This window comes from Sphingomonas sp. ERG5 (genome assembly GCF_000803065.1).
Classification (GTDB): Bacteria; Pseudomonadota; Alphaproteobacteria; order Sphingomonadales; family Sphingomonadaceae; genus Sphingomonas.
Window position 1 is genome coordinate 47,624 of record NZ_JSXI01000021.1, and the last position, 17,925, is coordinate 65,548.

The 17,925-nt window shown below is 64.5% G+C and carries 11 protein-coding genes; 5 read left to right on the forward strand and 6 right to left on the reverse strand.

From position 1 onward, the window contains the following. Positions 1-161: 161 nt before the first annotated feature. The 4 genes from OO12_RS07985 to OO12_RS08000 form a co-directional block, all read right to left on the reverse strand. On the reverse strand, positions 162-827 hold the full coding sequence (locus OO12_RS07985) for a 4'-phosphopantetheinyl transferase family protein (RefSeq protein ID WP_034158148.1): 666 nt from the start codon (positions 825-827) through the stop codon (positions 162-164). Next, positions 824-4,864, reverse strand: coding sequence for a Pls/PosA family non-ribosomal peptide synthetase (locus OO12_RS07990; RefSeq protein WP_052215656.1), 4,041 nt, complete (start codon positions 4,862-4,864; stop codon positions 824-826). The genes OO12_RS07985 and OO12_RS07990 overlap by 4 nt, the downstream gene beginning before the upstream one ends. A gap of 199 nt (positions 4,865-5,063) precedes the next feature. Further along, positions 5,064-6,413 carry a sensor histidine kinase gene (locus OO12_RS07995; protein ID WP_034158149.1) on the reverse strand — a complete coding sequence of 450 codons (1,350 nt, stop codon included), beginning with the start codon at positions 6,411-6,413 and terminating at the stop codon, positions 5,064-5,066. Next, positions 6,410-7,084, reverse strand: a complete 675-nt coding sequence (locus OO12_RS08000) for a response regulator (protein ID WP_034158150.1) — start codon at positions 7,082-7,084, stop codon at positions 6,410-6,412. Before OO12_RS08000 ends, OO12_RS07995 begins: the two co-directional genes overlap by 4 nt. Before the next feature lie 85 nt (positions 7,085-7,169). Between OO12_RS08000 and OO12_RS08005 the strand changes: the two genes are divergently transcribed. The 4 genes from OO12_RS08005 to OO12_RS08020 are packed head-to-tail and all read left to right on the forward strand — an operon-like array spanning position 7,170 to position 13,682. Then, the gene (locus OO12_RS08005) at positions 7,170-8,432 is read left to right on the forward strand and encodes an efflux RND transporter periplasmic adaptor subunit (protein ID WP_034158151.1); all 1,263 of its coding nucleotides are present in this window, start codon (positions 7,170-7,172) and stop codon (positions 8,430-8,432) included. Then, positions 8,429-11,617, forward strand: coding sequence for an efflux RND transporter permease subunit (locus OO12_RS08010; RefSeq protein WP_034158152.1), 3,189 nt, complete (start codon positions 8,429-8,431; stop codon positions 11,615-11,617). Before OO12_RS08005 ends, OO12_RS08010 begins: the two co-directional genes overlap by 4 nt. Next, positions 11,614-13,053 (forward strand): efflux transporter outer membrane subunit, encoded by a 1,440-nt coding sequence (locus tag OO12_RS08015; RefSeq protein WP_034158153.1) that lies wholly within the window; start codon positions 11,614-11,616, stop codon positions 13,051-13,053. Before OO12_RS08010 ends, OO12_RS08015 begins: the two co-directional genes overlap by 4 nt. 41 nt (positions 13,054-13,094) lie before the next feature. After that, positions 13,095-13,682, forward strand: coding sequence for a hypothetical protein (locus tag OO12_RS08020; RefSeq protein WP_160296761.1), 588 nt, complete (start codon positions 13,095-13,097; stop codon positions 13,680-13,682). Between the two features lie 228 nt (positions 13,683-13,910). Here the strand turns inward: OO12_RS08020 and OO12_RS08025 are convergent, their stop codons facing one another. Continuing rightward, positions 13,911-14,669, reverse strand: coding sequence for an SDR family NAD(P)-dependent oxidoreductase (locus OO12_RS08025; RefSeq protein WP_034158155.1), 759 nt, complete (start codon positions 14,667-14,669; stop codon positions 13,911-13,913). Positions 14,670-14,861: 192 nt separating this feature from the next. Here OO12_RS08025 and OO12_RS26795 point away from each other — a divergent pair, with 192 nt between their 5' ends. Further along, on the forward strand, positions 14,862-16,424 hold the full coding sequence (locus OO12_RS26795; RefSeq protein ID WP_052215657.1) for an SDR family oxidoreductase: 1,563 nt from the start codon (positions 14,862-14,864) through the stop codon (positions 16,422-16,424). Positions 16,425-16,582: 158 nt separating this feature from the next. Here the strand turns inward: OO12_RS26795 and OO12_RS08035 are convergent, their stop codons facing one another. Beyond that, positions 16,583-17,908, reverse strand: a complete 1,326-nt coding sequence (locus OO12_RS08035) for a metal-dependent hydrolase family protein (protein WP_052215666.1) — start codon at positions 17,906-17,908, stop codon at positions 16,583-16,585. Between the last annotated feature and the right edge of the window lie 17 nt (positions 17,909-17,925).

Sequence of the window (17,925 nt, forward strand, 5' to 3'; positions counted from 1 at the left end):
AGTTCATCCCGGCGCGGGCGCCCGAATCAAGATGGGCCTTCCCATGACCGTCAGTCTCCTGCCCAAGCAAGTGGAGCTCGTTTCTCTGCACACAACGACAATAAGGCTGCCTGAGAGCACGGCCTGTTATGCGCGCGATAACCGACATTTTCCCACGGCTATCAGGTACAGAGGGTTTGCGCCACTGCCATCACGGCGATCAGCCCGTTTTGCCGATTGAGCCAGCAGCGCGAACGCCCCGCCGCACAATATGCAAGCGCGCTGCCATCAATGATGACGGTTTCGATCGTCTCCGGCGTGACGCTACTGGCATTGCCGACGCATTTGGCGTGCGCTTCCTTCATCACCCAACGCAGCAGCGCAGCGTCGCCATCGGCAGGGTCAAGCGCCGCGCGCTCCGCCACAGTCAATGCGTCGCGCGGTGGCGGCAAGGCATCGGCTGGCTCGAGATCGACACCCAGCGGGTCACCGCTGACCCCAATCAGAATATGCGGCCATCGTCCCGCAACGCTGATATGCCGGCCCGACGGTGACAGGACGAGCGGTGCACCGCCGCTTTTTCGCCCGAGCCGGACGCGATCGGGATGAATCGCCGCGAGCGTCGCCAGCGCCGCCTTGACCAGTTGTCGGCGCACCGCGCGCGTGGCGGAGTCCGGGCGCGGGGCGAGATCCTGCAAGTCCTCCGGTGTCAGCCGGACGCGCGCCGCAGTCGCTGCGATTGCCGGATCGTCGAGCCGGACATGCCAGGCCAGCGGGCGATCGCCGGCTGTATTGAGTGTGTCGAGCGATCCGACATGCCAGATCGGCTCTGGCGACGCTTCCGTCATCCGTTGCGGGCAAGGCGGGCGGGCGATCCTTCCCACGAAGTGCCTGGCGGCAAGGTTTCACCCTTCATCACGACCGACAGGTCTCCGATCTGTGCATCCTCGCCGATCTCGGCATCATACAACACAATGGCATAGGAGCCGATCGTGGCGCGATCGCGCACGGTGACGCCGCTGACCTTCATCACCCGATCCTCGAACAAATGAGTCTGGAGACCGGCGAAATCGTTGAGCGCAACATCGTCGCCGATATCAACCAGATCCTGTTCGGTCACGTCGGTGGTGTCAAAATAGCAGCGCTTGCCTATCCGGCAGCCCAGTAGCCGCAAATAGGCGGGCAACCACGGCGTGCCGCGTAGCGGTTCGAGCAGATTGGGTACCGCAAGATTCTCATAGGTCGCCGTCACCAGTTCGGTGCGCCATACAAAGGTGCTCCACAATGGCTGCGTCGTTGCTTGGTATCGCCCCATTACCAGCCATTTCAACGCCACGACGAACAGTCCGCAGGCGAGCGCGAACCCGATATACAGGAACGGAAACGCGACGAGGATGATGAAGCCGCCATCGCGCAAATCGTCCAGTTCCCCGACGATCGACAGCAGCACGCTGAACAACGCGACAAAGACGGTCAGTGACAGGGTCACGCGGATAGCCTCGATCGCCAGCCGGGTTGCAACCAGGCGCGGGCCCGGATTGAACCTTGCCCCTTCGTCGAACAGCCCGACGGTTTGCCGTACCGGCAGCGAAATCGGCGGCGAACCGAACCATGTGCCATCCGGGCGCTCCGCCGCACCATCCGCCGGCGGAGTCGATAGCACTCCGATCAGCACGCCATCGCCAATTGCCGCGCCAGTCGGCAACAGCGCCGAATTGCCGATAAAGCTTCGCCGGCCGATCCGGGTATGCGCCAGCCGGATTGCGCCCGGTTCGACCCGCGCCGCGCCGAACAGCACCGCGTCGGCGATAAAGCTCTCCGGCCCAATATCGACCAGATCGGGTACGATCGCCGCCGCTGTCGAAATCTCCGCGCGTCGTCCGACCTTTACGCCCAATGCCCGGTACCAGGGGATGACATATAGCGTCGCGTAGATTGGATGAAGCAAGCGCAAGGCAAGATCGTTGATCTGCTGCACGAACCAGAAGCGCACGTAGAACCAGCTGTCCATGGGATAACGGCCCGGCTTGACCCGCCCAAGGAACAGCCGCTTGGCCGCGACCGTCAACAGGCACATCAGGATGATGTAGGTGGTGGCAAGCAATGGGGAGATCAGCAGATAGGTATAGCTTTCGCTGCGCCAGTCGATCTCGATCATCGCGATCAGACCCGGCGCGATCGGCAGGATCGCGATGAGCGGCAAGACCGACGCAGCAAGCGTCAGTGCAATGTTGACCAGCACGCGGCGGGGGCCCGAAACCGCGTCACGCGGCGCAACCTGATAAAGGCCGTCCATCTTTCGCGCCGGCGAGCCGCTCCATCGCTCACCGGGTGAGATGGCCTCGCCTGCGGGCAGGGAAGACAGATCCTCCAGCGCGGCGTCCGCACCGATCACTGCATTGCGGCCGACCACCGCCATCGAACCGACGAACGCGTTCGCGCCGATATCCGCCCGCCCGAGGCGCAGAAGGCCCCGCTCGACCGAACTGGTTGCCAGCATTGCGTAATCACTGACGATCGCGCCATCGCCGATCGTCACCAGATCCGCGGTATCGATATTGCCGCGTCCGATAAAACTATCCTTGCCGATCCGCGCGCCGAGCAGGCGGTAATAGGCGCGGATCATCGGTGTTCCCGCCAGATAGGGCGTTGCGATGACCTCCGAAAAGCGTCGCACAAACCACCAGCGGAAATAATAACTGCCCCACAAGGGATAGTCGCCCGCCCGGAAGCGCCCGATGACCAGCCACTTGACCAGCACCGAAGCGAGCATCGCCAGCGGCGGGATGAACACGAAGGCAAAGCCGCTCAGCAACAGGGCCGTCACGCGATCGACCTGATCGGCCATTCGCGTATAAGCCACATAGGGGAAGAACCATTGCAGCCCGGCGATGGTGAAGATGGGGATCAACGCGATCGTCTGCGCCACGGCGCAGGTCCAGCGCTTCCATCCGGCAATCCGGTGGAACGGCAGGTCGTCCGCTGGCGCGGCCGGCGCGGTATCGCCGAGCAGCGCCGCCAGCCCGCGGATCGTCGGTGCGGCATACAGGTCCTGGATCGACACGCCGGCCAGTCCCGGCGTCTTGCGGATCGCGGAGACGAGGCGTGCCGCCTTGAGTGAGTGGCCACCAAGATCCTCGAACAGGTCGTCGAGCACCGACACGGTCTGGGGAGAGAACGCCTCGGTCCAGATGGCGTGAAGCTGCACCTCCAGCGGTGTCGTCGGCGCGACCTTTTCCCCTTCGGTATCGGGAACGATGCTGGGTCGGCGGAGTGCTTTGCGATCGACTTTCCCCGATGCCGGCAATGTGGGCAGGGTCGGCAGAACCTCGTATCCGGCGGGGCGCATATAATTGGGGAGGCGTTCACGCACGCGCGCCTTGGCTGCAGGCAAGTCGATCGTCGCGCCTGCTCGCGCGACCAGGAACGCCGCCAGGAATTCCGCCCCGTCATCGTCACGGAAGAGGTGCACCACGGCCTGGGCCACCGCCGGATCATCCGCGACCACCGCCTCGATCTCGCCGAGTTCGACGCGGAAGCCGCGAATTTTCACTTGCGTGTCGATGCGGCCGATGAAATCGATGTCGCCGACGGCATCGAGCCGGACGAGGTCACCTGACCGATAGACCAGCACCGGTGCACCATCCGGGCCATCGAACGGCGTGGATACGAATTTCTCCGCGGTCAGGTCGGGCCGGCCGACATAACCCGCGCCGACACCCGGACCACCGATGATGAGTTCGCCTTCGGCTCCCGCCGGGACCGGCCACAAGGCCTCGTCGACGATCCAGGCTGTGTAACCGGGCAGCGGCCGCCCGATCGTCACACGCCGGCCGCGCTGCACCTCGGTCCATGTCGCGGTCACCGACGTCTCGGTCGGACCATAAGTGTTGAGCATGCGCAAACCCGGTCGGGCCCAGCGCTCGACCAGCTCGGGCGGACATGCCTCGCCGCCCAGATTGAGCAGGCGCAAGTCCGGCATATCCTGTTCGACCAGGGCGAGCAGCGACGGCACGGCATGCCAGATCGTCACGCCCGCTTCCGCCAATATGGCGGCCATGTCGGGACCTGCCTTGGCCAGCGCTTCATTCGCCACCAGCAGTTCGGCGCCGACGAAGAACGCGCTCCACATCGTCTCGACGGACATGTCGAACGCAAGGCTGAACCCGCCGAACACCTTGTCGTCGGGCATCAATGCCAGGATCGCGCTTTCCGAGCGGACTAGATGGCAGGCATTGCGATGCGTGATCATCACGCCCTTGGGTCGCCCCGTCGTGCCCGATGTGTAGATGATATAGGCAAGGTCTTCAGACTGAGCACCCGTTTCGGCTCGGCTGATCGGCTTGGCATCCTGCGACGCCAAGTCCCCCAGCATCGTATCGACCGCGAGCACCGGCGCGGTCATCGCGGCGGCCCGCTCGCTTTCCGTCACGATCAACGCGGCACTGCTATCCCCCGCGATGTAATCGATCCGATCCTGCGGATAGCTCCAGTCCACCGGTACATAGCAAGCCCCGACCCAGAGCGTGCCGAGGATCGCCATATATTGGTCCAGCCCGCGCGGCAGACAGATGACGACGCGATCGCCCCGCGCGATACCCATTGTGCGCAACTGCTGCGCGAAACGCAGCGCGCGATAGCGCAGTTCGTCATAGGTCAGTGTCGATCTGCGGCTGTTCTCCGGATCGAAACCCAACAAGCGCAGGGCATCCCGCGAGGCGCGATCGCGACAGGTCGCGTCGAAGATCTCGTGCAGAAGCTCATCACGCGCATAGGGTTCATCTTCGCGAAGCGCGGGTGCCGGGGCGATCGGCGCGAACAGCGTCGGCATTGCCGTCTCGCGGTTTCGCAATGATTCGCCGTCCAGGATGGTCTGGGTCGACATGACGTAATACGCTCCTGGTACTCACTTGAACATATGCGGTCCGAGCCGTGCCTGCCGCGCCCGGCCTCGTTCCGATATTTACGGCGGGATGCGGGACTGACCGATATCCGTCAACCTGCACGATGCTCGCGGCGTATCAACGTTCGATTGACCGCGCAGTGCGGCGGTTGGCTAAACTGGCCGGTGCCGTCCTGCTGGATCAAACTCTAGCCGCAGTTTCCGGAGGATCGGTGCCGGCGGTCAGGACGAGCGTGACCTGCAAACCATGGCCGCCGGGGCCCGGCGCGATCGAAAGGAAGCCGCCATGCGCCCTTGCGATGCGGTCGACGATCGACAAACCGATGCCGGAACCTTCCGACCTGGTGTTGTCCGCCCGCCAGAAACGGTCCTTCAGGCGCGCCATCTGATTTGCCGCGATCCTGTCTCCATTATCGCTCACCGAAAGCAGTGCTCCGGGGCGGACCTGCACAACGATTTCCGTTCCCTGCGGTGTATGGTGTGTCGCGTTGTCGATCAGATTTTCCAGGGCAAGCACGATCTGCGCAGCATACCCGTAGACCATCGTCCCAGCGTCCGGTGCTTCAAGTGCGATTGAGCGTCCACCGGCGATAATCGTCGGTGCTCGGTTGGATACGACGGATTCCGCCAACAGGCGTAGGTCGATCGTCGAGCCGACATCCTCGATCCGCTGTTCGAGATCGGCAAGCGCAAGAAGCTGTGCGACGACGCGTGCGGCGCGATCGATCGCCTCAAGCAGCGCACTGCGCGCCTCGGCATCCCGGACCGCATCGGCGCGCAGCCGGATAACGGCAAGTGGCGTGCGCAATTCATGCGCGACATCGGCAGCGAAGGCGGCCTGGATGCGAAATCCTTCGGCAAGGCGGTTCAGCGCACGATTTGTCGCCATGGCGAGCGGCTCCACTTCGGATGGCAACAGGCCAGTGGGGATGCGTACGTCGATCGTGCGTGGGCCAATTCCTTCGGCGATCCCCGAAACCGTTGTCATCCGCCGCGTCAGCCGCCGCATCAGCAATACTCCGATCAGTGGCACCAGCGCGGCGATCGGCAGGCTGATCAACGCGAAGCGCTTCAGAAAGGCCGTGACAATATCGTCGGTCACCGCGTCCGGGGCGGTATTGTCCTGCGAGACGACGACCCATCCATTGGCGGTCGGAAAGCTGACACCGACCACGACGCCGCGCCGAAAGGCACGCGCAACCTGATCCATCGGCGCCGCGGCGATCATCGCCGGGCGCGATGGCCCACGCACGACCCGGGCCATGCGGCGGCGATCGATGACGGCGACCGCGATGCCGCTCGCCAGCATGTCTTCGTCCGCTTGTATTCTGCGATCACCCATATTGCCCGTGTCGAGCGACCGGGCGATGCGTTGGGCCTGCTGCAGCAGCAGATTGTGCTGATAATGGTCTGCGGTGCCGTGGAGCAGCGCCGATGCGCCCAGCGTCAATGCGATCGCCGCAATCAGCGCTGTCGCGACATGCAGTGCGATGAATTGACCGAGCAGCGACCGCGGCACCGCGATTTTCATGGTGTTGGGACAATCATATAGCCAACTCCACGCACCGTTTCGATCCGCGCACCGGTATCGGCATCTTCCAACCGTTTGCGCAGACGATGAACGTAAACCTCCACGGCATTGGAACCGAGATCGCCGCTCAGGCCAAACAGATGATCCTCGACGATGCGTTTTGGCACGACATTGCCGCTGCGGCGCAGCAGCAGTTCGAGCAATTCGGTTTCGCGCGCGGACAAGGCAAGCATGGTCGTTGCGACGTACGCCGTGCGCGTCTCGACAGCGAAGTGCAGCCGGCCACAGCTCAGCGAGCGGCCGAGATATCCACCCTGACGCCGCAGGATCGCGAGCAGCCTGGCGTGCAGTTCGTCGATGTCGAACGGTTTGACCAGATAATCATCCGCGCCTTCGTGCAGACCCTTGATCCGCGCATCGACCGTGCCGCGCGCCGTCAGCACCAGCACCGGACGGGTGTCGCCCCGCGCGCGGAGACGTTGCAACAGGCTCAATCCGTCTTCGTCGGGCAGGCCGAGATCGAGCAGGATCGCAGCGTAATCGAGCCCCTTGAGATAAGCATCAGCTTCTGCAGCATCATGCGCGATGTCGAGCGCCAAGCCGCGCTGCAGCAAGCCCGCTGCCAGCGCCTCCGACAGGTCGCGATCATCCTCGATGAGCAGAACGCGCAAAATTCCTCCCGCAGTGCAGCATCCGTAAGCCGCCTGTAAGGCAGCGATCCTATCAGCTCCAGTCGAATCCCGACAGAGAGCACCGATGCACGCTTCGCCCGTTATCGAACTCCTCCCCTCTGGGCCGCGACTGTCCCGGCGTGCGCAACTGCGCTGGCTTGCGATCACGGCCGGGCTGGTGCTCGCATTGGTCGTGCTTGTTGCGCTGATCGGCTCGTGGCTGCATCGGGAACCGCCGCCGCCTGCGACGATCCCGCCCGGCATGTTCCGCCCGACCCCCGATCAGTTCGCGACGCTGACGACGATACGCGTGGGCTATGAAGCGTCCGATGCGCGTACCTTGGCCAGCGGAGCGATCACGGTCGACGGTGATCGCAGTACACCCGTGCTCATGCCTTATTCGGGCCAGGTCGTGCGCGTGCTGGCCGATGCCGGACAGCGCGTAGCGCAGGGGCAACCGCTGTTGCTGGTCAAGACGAACGATTTCGTCGATGCGCGCAGTGGCCTGTTCGCAGCCCGCGCCGCGCAGCAGAATAGCCAGGCGCAGCTCGCCGCCGCCCAACGTAACGCCGAACGTCAGCGTCAGATCTACGAAACGGCCGGCGGCGCGTTGAAAGATTATCAGCAGGCGACGAATGACCTCATCGCCGCGCAAGCGGCCGCACGCACGACAGCGGCCGCGCTCGGCGCGGCGCGCGACAAGCTGGCGATTCTTGGCAAGAGCCCAGGCGAGATCGGGCGGCTGGAACATGTCGGCGAAGTCGCCGGCATCCACGACCGAACGACGCTGCACGCGCCGATCGGCGGCCTGATCGCCTCGCGCGATGTGTCCGCGGGGCAATATGTCACACAGGGTGGTGACAAACCGGTGATGACCATCACCGATCCGTCGCGCGTCTGGCTGATCGCGCAGGTGGCCGAGGGAGATGCGAGCGCGGTCCAGCGCGGCGACACGGTAACGGTAACCACGCCGGCTCTGCCGGGGCGCAGCTTCCACGCGACGATCGATCTGGTCGGCGCCGCGCTCGATCCACAGACTCATCGCCTGCCGGTGCGCGCTACGATCGCCAATCCCGATGGCGCATTGAAGCCACAGATGTTCGCGAGCTTTTCGATCCGGCGACCACAGGCTGGGCAGGCGTTGCGCGTGCCAGCGGCGGCGGTGATCCATGAAGGCGATGAAGCGAGAGTATGGATCGTGCGCGGCGACGGACTGCTTGCGGCGCGCAGCGTAAAGGCCGGCGACGAGCAGGATGGCAAGGTGGCGATCCTTGCCGGGTTGAAACCGGGCGAGCGGATCGTCACGGCCGGCGCGCTGTTCGTCAATGAGGCCGGCCTCGGCCAATGAACCGGATCGTCGAATTCGCGCTGCGGCAGCGTTTGCTGATTGTCGGCATTTTCGCTGCCATGCTGGTCGCCGGTGGGGTGGGCTTCTGGAAGCTCAATATCGAGGCCTATCCCGATCCTGTCCCGCCGATGGTCGAGGTCATTACGCAGACACAAGGTCTGTCGGCCGAGGAGATGGAGCGCAATGTGACCATCCCGATCGAGGTGGGGATGGCGGGCATCCCGCATCTGACGGCGATCCGCGCGATCTCGCTATTCGGCCTATCCGATATCAAGCTCCAGTTCTCCTACGACCTGACCAACGACGAAGCCAAGCAGCAGGTGATCAATCGCCTGTCGCAATTGCCGCCGCTGGCGGACGGCGCACAGCCGACGCTGTCGCCGACCAGCCCGGTGGGCGAGATCTTCCGTTACAAGCTGACCGCACCGGCGGGCTATTCGGTGATGGATCTGAAGACCTTGCAGGATTGGGTGCTGCAACGCCGCTTCAAGCGCATACCGGGGGTGATCGACGTCACCGGATGGGGTGGGCGGCTGCGCACCTATGACGTGATCATCGACAATGACCGGCTCGCCGCACACAATGTGGCGGTCGGGCAAGTGCTGGCGGCGCTGGGCAAGAGCGACGGCAATGTCGGCGGGCAGACGATCAATTTCGGCAGCCAGGCGGCAATCGTACGCGGCGTCGGTTTGATCCAGTCAGTATCGGGCATCGAGAACGTCCTGGTCGGCAATGCCGGTGGCCAGCCGATCCTGCTGAAGGATGTCGCCCATGTGCGGATCGGCAATGCGCCGCGACTCGGCATCGCCGGTTACAACGACGAGGACGATATCGTGCAGGGTATTGTCCTGATGCAGCGTGGTGCGCAGTCGATCCCCACCATCCAGGCGGTGCAAAAGGAGGTGGCGGATATCAATGCCTCGAATATCCTGCCGCCCGGCGTCCATCTCGATCGGATCTACGATCGTTCCGACCTGATCCACCTGACGATCCACACCGTGCTGGAAAACCTGCTGACCGGGATCGCGCTGATCTTCATCCTGCAATGGGTGTTCCTGGGCAATCTGAGGAGCGCGGTAATCGTCGCGGCGACGATTCCATTCGCGCTGGCCTTCGCGATCCTGATCCTGGTGCTGCAGGGCGAGAGCGCAAACCTGCTGTCGGTCGGCGCGCTCGATTTCGGGCTGGTCGTCGATGCCAGCGTGATCATGATCGAGAACATCTTCCGCCACATGGTCGAGCGATCGGCGCATGTCGAACGCGGTCATGGGCATTTTACCCTCGCCAGTCGCTTTTCCGCAGTGCTGGGCGCAAGCCTGGAGGTAAGCCGCGGCATCTTCTTCGCCGCGGCGATCATCATCGCCAGCTTCCTGCCGCTGTTCACCTTGGCCGGGGTGGAGGGGCACATCTTCGGCCCGATGGCCAAAACCTATGCCTATGCCATCTCCGGTGGGCTGCTCGCGACCTTTACCGTGGCGCCCGTGCTGGCGACGATGCTGCTGCCCGATCGCCTTTCGGAGGTCGAAACATGGATCGTGGCACGCCTGCGCCGCCTGTACGAGCCGGCCGCCGCTTTCGCGCTGGGCAACCGGGTGATCACACTCGGCGGCAGCGCGCTGCTGATGGTGCTGGCGATCGTCGGCATCCGCTCGCTCGGCATCGAATTCCTCCCGCATCTCGAGGAAGGCAATATGTATATCCGCGCCAGCCTGCCGCCATCGATCAGCCTGGAGGCGGGCGAGCCGGTGGTGCACGGTGTGCGCCGGATGATCCTGCAATATCCGGAAGTCGAATCCATCCTGTCAGCGCATGGGCGCCCGGATGATGGCACCGACTCCACCGGCTTCTTCAACGCCGAATTCTTCGTGCCGCTGAAACCGTTCGACACCTGGCCATCGGGAGTAACGAAGGAAACCCTGACCGCCGAACTCTCCAAGCGGCTGCAGGCACGGTATCCCGGTGTCGATTTCTCCTTCTCGCAATATATCGAGGACAATGTCGAGGAAGCGGCGTCGGGGGTGAAGGGCGCCAATTCGATCAAACTGTTCGGTCCCGATCTCGCCACGCTGGAAAAATATGCCGACGCGATCAAGGCGGAGATGGCCAAGGTGCGCGGGATCGAGGATCTCGGCGTCTTCCAGTCGCTCGGCCAACCTACCGTCAGAATCGACGCCGATCGCGCGCGCGCCTCGCGCTATGGCCTGACGCCTGACGACATCAACGCGACTGTCGCCGCGGCGATCGGTGGCAAGTCGAGTGCCGACCTTTACGAGAAGGGTACCGACCGGCATTTCCCGATCGTCGTACGGCTGCGTCCGGAGCAGCGCGATACGATCGACGCGATCCGCCGCATCACGGTCGGCGCGCCTGCCCCGGACGGTGTCGGCACGATCCAGGTCCCGCTGTCAGCGGTCGCCGACGTCCGTCTGACCTCCGGGGCATCGTTCATCTACCGCGAACACCAGGAACGCTATATTCCAATCAAATTCTCGGTTCGCGGTCGCGATCTCGGCGGTGCGGTGGACGAGGCGCGTGCACGGATCACGCGCAACATCCACCTGCCGCCGGGCTATCACCTCGAATGGGCGGGAGAACTCGACAACCTCAACAATGCCGTTGCACGGCTTGAAGTGGTCGTGCCGATCAGCCTGTTACTGATCCTGCTGCTGCTCTATGCCAATTTCGGATCGATCCGGGATAGCCTGCTGGCCTTTTCGGCCATTCCGATGGCGATCGTCGGTGGCGTGCTGGCGCTCGCATTGACCGGCACAGCGTTCAGCATCTCGTCCGCGATCGGCTTCGTCGCCTTGTTCGGTATCGCGGTGATGGACGGCATCCTCGTCGTGACCACCTACAACCAGGCAATCGACGAAAGCGCGACACGGCAGGGCGCCCTTGCCGTCACCGTGCGGCACAGCCTGCGTCCCGTGGTGATGACCTGCCTGGTCGCGGCGATCGGCCTGCTGCCGGCCGCCTTGTCGCATGGCATTGGCAGCCAGGTGCAAAAGCCGCTCGCGCTGGTGGTGGTCGGCGGCATGACGCTGGCGCCGATTCTGATCCTGCTGGTGCTTCCGGTCCTGATCGACTGTTTCTCGCGCCGCGTGCCGCCGGAGGATCGCGGCGCGCATGGTCGCGATGTCGGCCATCACACGTTGCCGGGCGCCATGGGCGAGGCGGGCGCATGAGGCGCGTGCTCATCCTTCTTCTGGTAGGAACCGCCACGGGTTGCACGCTCGGCCCGCGCGACCTCGATGCGCAGGTCAGCCTGCCGCCGCCGACGGCATCGCTGCAGAGCTTCGCGCCGACCAGCGGCCCGATCCAGGTAACGACGCCGGCACCGGCACATGCCGACTGGTGGCGCGCGTTCGACAACACCGAACTCGATACGCTGGTCGCCGAAGCGCTGGCGCATGCGACCGACATCGCAGCCGCCGATGCTGCGCTGCGCCAGGCGCGCGAACAAGCCGGCGGGATCGCGGCGTCGGCGCTGCCGCAGGTCGACGCCAGCTATCAGGCGGAACGAGCACGCGTATCAGGTGCGCTGTCGACACCGGTCGCCGATCCGAACCAGCAGCTCTATTCGCTGCACACCGCACAGGTGACGGTCAGCTATGCCCTCGACCTGTTCGGCGGCACGCGGTCACGCATCCGGTCAGCGCGGGCAGCGGCGGATGTCCAACGCCACCGGCTCGATGCCGCGCGAACCACCGTCGTCGCAAATCTCGTCCAGGCCGTGATCCAGCATGCGTCGCTCGCCGATCAGGTCGTGGCGGCACAGACCACCGTTTCGGTCAATCGCGACATCCTGCAAAACCTGCAGAAACGTGAGCAGCTGGGGGCGATCGGCGCCGCCGACATCGCCGCGCAGCAGACCGCCCTGGCAACGGCGGAAGGGGCGTTGCCGGCTCTGGTCCGAGCCGAAGCGCATCAACGCGTGGTGATCGGTTCCCTGCTCGGGCGCGCCGCCGGATCGGATCTGCCGCCACTGCCGCCGCTTTCCGCACTGACGCTACCGCACGATCTGCCGAACCTTCTCCCATCCGATCTGGTGGCGCGGCGACCCGATGTCGGAGCGGCGCGGGCCGGACTCGAAGGGGCCGGGGCGGATGTGGGTACCGCGATCGCCGCGCGCTTGCCAAGCATCCAACTCAGCGCGACCGGCGGCGGTGCGGCCGGGCGCTTCGGCGACATGTTCAGCGGCGGCAATCCGTTCTGGACACTGCTCAGCGGTATCACCCAACCGATCTTCCACGCCGGTGGACTGCGTCACCAGCAACACGCTGCCGAGGCCGCGCTCGATGGTGCAAAGGCGCAATATCGCGCTGCTGTGTTGCAAGCCTTCGCCGATGTGTCCGACGCGCTGACAGGCTTGCGCACCGATGCCGACGCGCTCAGCGCGGCGACGCGCGCGGCCGATGCTTCGGGGCGAGCGCTGGGTTTCGTGCGGCGCCAGCTCGCGCTCGGCGATGTCGGGACGCTGGCCTTGCTCAACGCCACCGCCGCTGATGCTCAGGCGCGTGCGCAAGCGGTGCAGGCGCGTGCCGCGCGCCTTTCAGACACGGTGGCGCTGTTTCAGGCCGCCGGTGGTGTTGTCCCCGGAGGTACAGAATGGGTGGAGTAGTCGGCGCAACGAGCGGCAAGTTCATCCTGATCGCGGCGACATTGTTGCTGCAAGGCCGGATCGACAACCGACGAACGCAGATCGAGATCGTTCCTGGGGCGCGATCGTCGACGATCAGCTCGGCATTTGTCGACGAATCTGCCCGCAAGGGGATGCCCGGGTCTTACAAGATCGGTCTTCGCGCTTCCTATTTCTACGCGTCGATCCCCGCTGTCGAGCCAATGCCGGCTTCCGGTTCTCAACTTCGCATCGGTCGTGACATCCTGGACACGCATCCGATCGAGATCGACTTCGTTCATCGACAATTGAGGATTTTGCTGCCTGTCGAGATGCGCCGCGCAGAGCTGCGATCGGCAACCATTCCAATCACGCGCGAAGCCGACGGCACACTCGAGGTGTTGGTTTCGGTCGATGGTGGACCAGCCTTTCATGCTGCGCTCGACCTGTCCCGTCCAACCGGCCTTGCAACAATCGGAGGAAGCGGTGTCCATTCCGTGCGGGTCGGCGAAGCCGTGTTGAAGGAGATCGACGTGGATGCGAGCGCGACGCCGGCGATCGGACTGCTTGCCTTCGCTCGATCCCGAGTGATCTTCGATCTTCAGCATGATCGCATCTTGGTTGGTGCGTGACAGACGCATTCCACCGCGGTGGAATGTGACCTTCTCATCGAGCAGCCATCAGCACTTGTTCCTTAATGGTATCGTCGAAGCGCCGCCGTTTCCCCCAAAAAAAGCTTGTCTTTCCGACGCGATCCGGGATCCCACTCCGATAGGATGGATCGATCTTCGCTCGACCACCACGCTTTTGGTGGGGGCATTTCTGAAGTCGCTTAAACGATGTGGGGAAATTACCACCGTTCAGGGCATAAAGGCGTGGCCAAGACCGCCGTCCACTGCGATCGACTGCCCGTTGATGAAGCTCGATCTGTCCGAGGCAAGCCAAAGGGCGGTTTCAGCGATGTCGTCCGTTTTGCCCAGGCGACCGAGCGGGGAACGTTCCAGGCGGCTCGCCATCGCCTCCGGCGTGAGCATCGCCAGCACGCCATCGGTGGCGATGGTCGATGGTGCGATCGCGTTGACGCGGATGCGGTGCTGGCCAAGTTCGATCGAAGCAGACCGAGTCAGGCCGTCCACGCCCGCCTTGACGCCGGCATAGACGAGCGCGTTGGGGCTGCCGAGGCGACCGGCCATTGAGCCGATATTGACAATCGAGCCGCCCCTCTCCCGCATCGCCGGTGCAGCGGCCTGGATGCCCCAGACAATGCCGCCGAGCCCGATCCGCGTCATGCGATCGAAGGTATCCGGCACGATATCGGCTATCGGCTCATACTTGTTCCACATCGCGTTGTTAACCAGCACGTCAAGCCGCCCGAACGTCGCCAGTGTCCGGGCGACGGCGGCATGGACCGCATCGCGGTCGGATACATCGCAGCCGATGCCGATCGCCTGACCGCCCACCGCGTTGATCTCATCGGTGACCGCATCGGCCCAGGGTTGCTTGAGATCGAGGATCGCGACGCTTGCGCCTTGGGACGCGAACAGCGCGGCGATCGCCCGGCCCAGCCCGCGCGATGCCCCCGTCACGATTGCCACACGACCCGCAAGTTCGCCCGCCATTATCCGTCTCCCGCTGGTTTGACTTCGATATATTTGACTTTGATGTATCAGCCGCGCGTTCGGCCGGTCACGCGCTCGGGAGCAGCGGCGGCGCGTATCCCATCTGCGATAACCGCTCTCTTTGGACAGCACACTTTGCTCAGGGCGAGCGGCGCTGTTGTCTGGTGGCCAGGCGTAGAACAGGAGAGTCTGATGTCCGTCCCCCCTGCCCCCACATCCCGCATCGTGATCATTACCGGCGCTGCCGCCGGGATCGGCTTGGCTACCGCGCGCGCCTTCGCCGACGCGGGCGACACGGTGGTGCTGACGGACCTCGACATGTCCGCCGTCGAGGCGCGCGCGACCGCATTGGGTAACCGCCATGTCGGGCTGGCGATGGATGTCTCGGACGAAGCGATGGTAATCGCCACCATTGCGGCCGTCGCCATGCGGTTCGGGCGCATCGATGTGCTGATCAACAATGCCGGAATCGTCGATCCGAATGCGAGCAAGGTGCTCGACAAACCGATCGGCGAGGTGCGACGGTTGATCGGGGTGAATGTGGATGGTTGCTATGTTGCCGCGCGCGAGGCGGGGAGGATCATGATCCAACAAGGGTCGGGATCGATCGTCAACCTGTCCTCGGGAGCGGCGCTGTCGGCACTGCCGGGGCGCACGCCGTACAGCATGACCAAGGCGGCGATCCTGGGGCTGACGGACGCGCTGGCATGTGAGTGGGCGGCAAGCGGTGTGCGCGTGAACGCCGTGCTGCCTGGTTATGTGCGCACCGAAATCCTCGCCTCGCTGGAACGTGCGGGCAAATTCGACCCGAGCGTGGTCCGCGCCGCGGTGCCGCTCGGGCGGATGGCCGAGCCTGAGGAGATCGCCGCCGCGATCCTGCATGTCGCCGGCGCACGCCATATGACCGGCGCGGCGTTCCGCGCCGATGGTGGCGTGGCGGCCTATGGCGGGCGGGCGGCGGCGTCGAGCGCACCGGTGAGCGGCCGCGCGCGCCGGGGCACGGTGTTGGTCACCGGCGGTGCATCAGGTATCGGCGCGGCCGTCGCCGATCACTTCGTGCGGCGGGGCGCGAAGGTGGTGGTGGCGGATGGTGACCGGCATGCCGTTGCCGCGCTGCCCGGCGATCGCACCGGCATCATACTCGACCTGACCGACGAAGATGCGGTGGAGGCGGCGGTGGCGGAGATTGCCACGACGATCGGCCCCGTCGCGGTGCTGGTCAATGCCGCGAGCGTTGACGACACAGTCAGGCCGACAATCGATCGGAGCCTCACCGATTTTCGGCGTACATTCGATACAGGGCTGACGGCCACGATGATCGCCGCGCGCGCGGTAGCGCGGGCAATGGCCGCGACCGGGCATGGTGGCGCGATCGTCAACCTGCTTTCAGGCGGAGCAACCGGTGGGATTTCGCGGGGCCCCGCCAATTCGGCGGTGGGGGCAGCCGTGACGATGCTGACGAAGAGCCTGGCGTGCGAGTGGGCGGAACATAATATCCGCGTCAACGCCGTGGTGTCCGGCCATGTCGAGGTGCTGGAAGCAGCTGGGCTGGGGCTGGCAGACCAACGCGATCTGGACCAGACACGAGGTCGCATTCCGCTATGGCGCCTTGGCGATCCGGCCGATATCACCGAAGCGGTGGCCTTCCTGGCCTCTGACGCGGCAAGCTATGTGACGGGCATGAGCCATGCCGTCGCTGGACCTTACGGCGCGTCGGTTGCATCCGGCGATTTCGTAAGGGCAGCTGATATATAGGATCATGCGTATCGCTCTCGACCGATCACGCGGACCTGGTGGCTGGATAGAAAGTCTGTTCGCGCGGAGCCGGAGAGGGCAGAGAGATGGTTCTCACTGCCCGGGCACCAGGTCCGCGCCACGTCTTCGCGGCGCCGCGCGAACCGATCTTTTTCCGCTTATTGCCCGGTCGCCTTGACGATCTGTCCGCCCTTCATGACGAACGCCACGCGCTGCAATTCGGTAATATCGGTCAGCGGATTGCCGGTGGTGGCGATGATGTCAGCATAGCGGCCGGGCTGGATGGTGCCGATATCATCGGCGTCGCCGATCAGGTCGGCGGCGGCCGATGTCGCCATCAGGATCGCGTCGATCGCGGGAATGCCGGCCTTGACCAGCAACTCGAACTCGCGACCATTCTGGCCATGCGGATACACGCCAGCATCCGTCCCGAACGCCATTTTGACGCCAGCCTTGTAGGCGTTGAACGCGTTCTGACTCATCACCGGGCCGACCGCTAGCGCCTTGGCAGCAACCGACGGCTTGAGCACTTCGGGATGCTTCTTGGCATATTGCACCACCGTATCGCCGGCGATCAGCGTCGGCACCAGATAAGTGCCGTTGCTCTTCATGATCTTGTAGCTCGCATCGTTGGCGAATGATCCATGCTCGATCGAATCGACGCCGATCTGCGATGCATGGTCGACCGCGACGGCGCCATGCGCATGCGCCGCGACCTTCATGTGCAGCGTGTGCGCCGTCTCGACCACTGCCTTGATCTCGGCATCGGTCATCAGCTGCGCGTGCGGATCGTCGCCGACACTGGCGACGCCGCCCGACGGCACGATCTTGATCAAATCGACCCCGGCACGGTGATGCGCACGCACCACCTTGATCGCTTCTTCCGGCCCGTCGATGATGCCATCGGTCCATTCCGGCTTGGACAAGGCCTCGTCGAAACCCGTGCTGAAATCGGCATGGCCGCCGGTCGGCCCCAGGATGCTGCCCGCGACCCACATGCGCGGGCCGGTGACCGTGCCCGCCGCAACCGCCTTTTTCAACGCGACGATCGCCGGCGTATAACCGCCGACATCGCGGACCGAGGTGAAGCCGGCGAGCAGGGTCTTGCGCGCATAGCCGGTCCCGTCGAGCAGCTCGTCATAAGCGGTGCGCGTCACCTGATTGAGCATTGGCGAGCCCGAACCGAGTTGCAGCAACAGATGCACATGGGTGTCGATCAAACCGGGCAGGACGGTGCTTTTCGACAGGTCGACCACTTCGGCGCCGGCCTGTTCAGTAAAGCCGGGCGTGACCGACACGATCCGGTCGTCATGGATCAGGATCGAAACATTGCTGCGCGTGGTGCGCGACACGCCGTCGATCAGCTGCCCGGCATGGATGATCACATCCTTCGCCAGCGCCGCCGGCGCGGCGAGCAGGCCGATCGACAGCGCAACCATCGCCGATCCGCGCCTGATGCTCCTGATCACGCTGCTGTTGGTCATCGCGCTGTTCCTCTTTC

What these genes read in the sequence shown, in the direction of transcription:
- OO12_RS08025 (WP_034158155.1), bottom strand. Translation starts at nt 14,669, where the DNA reads ATGGCGGGCGAACTTGCGGGTCGTGTGGCAATCGTGACGGGGGCATCG.
- OO12_RS08010 (WP_034158152.1), top strand. Translation starts at nt 8,429, where the DNA reads ATGAACCGGATCGTCGAATTCGCGCTGCGGCAGCGTTTGCTGATTGTC.
- OO12_RS07985 (WP_034158148.1), bottom strand. Translation starts at nt 827, where the DNA reads ATGACGGAAGCGTCGCCAGAGCCGATCTGGCATGTCGGATCGCTCGAC.
- OO12_RS07990 (WP_052215656.1), bottom strand. Translation starts at nt 4,864, where the DNA reads ATGTCGACCCAGACCATCCTGGACGGCGAATCATTGCGAAACCGCGAG.
- OO12_RS08005 (WP_034158151.1), top strand. Translation starts at nt 7,170, where the DNA reads ATGCACGCTTCGCCCGTTATCGAACTCCTCCCCTCTGGGCCGCGACTG.
- OO12_RS08015 (WP_034158153.1), top strand. Translation starts at nt 11,614, where the DNA reads ATGAGGCGCGTGCTCATCCTTCTTCTGGTAGGAACCGCCACGGGTTGC.
- OO12_RS07995 (WP_034158149.1), bottom strand. Translation starts at nt 6,413, where the DNA reads ATGAAAATCGCGGTGCCGCGGTCGCTGCTCGGTCAATTCATCGCACTG.
- OO12_RS26795 (WP_052215657.1), top strand. Translation starts at nt 14,862, where the DNA reads ATGTCCGTCCCCCCTGCCCCCACATCCCGCATCGTGATCATTACCGGC.
- OO12_RS08035 (WP_052215666.1), bottom strand. Translation starts at nt 17,908, where the DNA reads ATGACCAACAGCAGCGTGATCAGGAGCATCAGGCGCGGATCGGCGATG.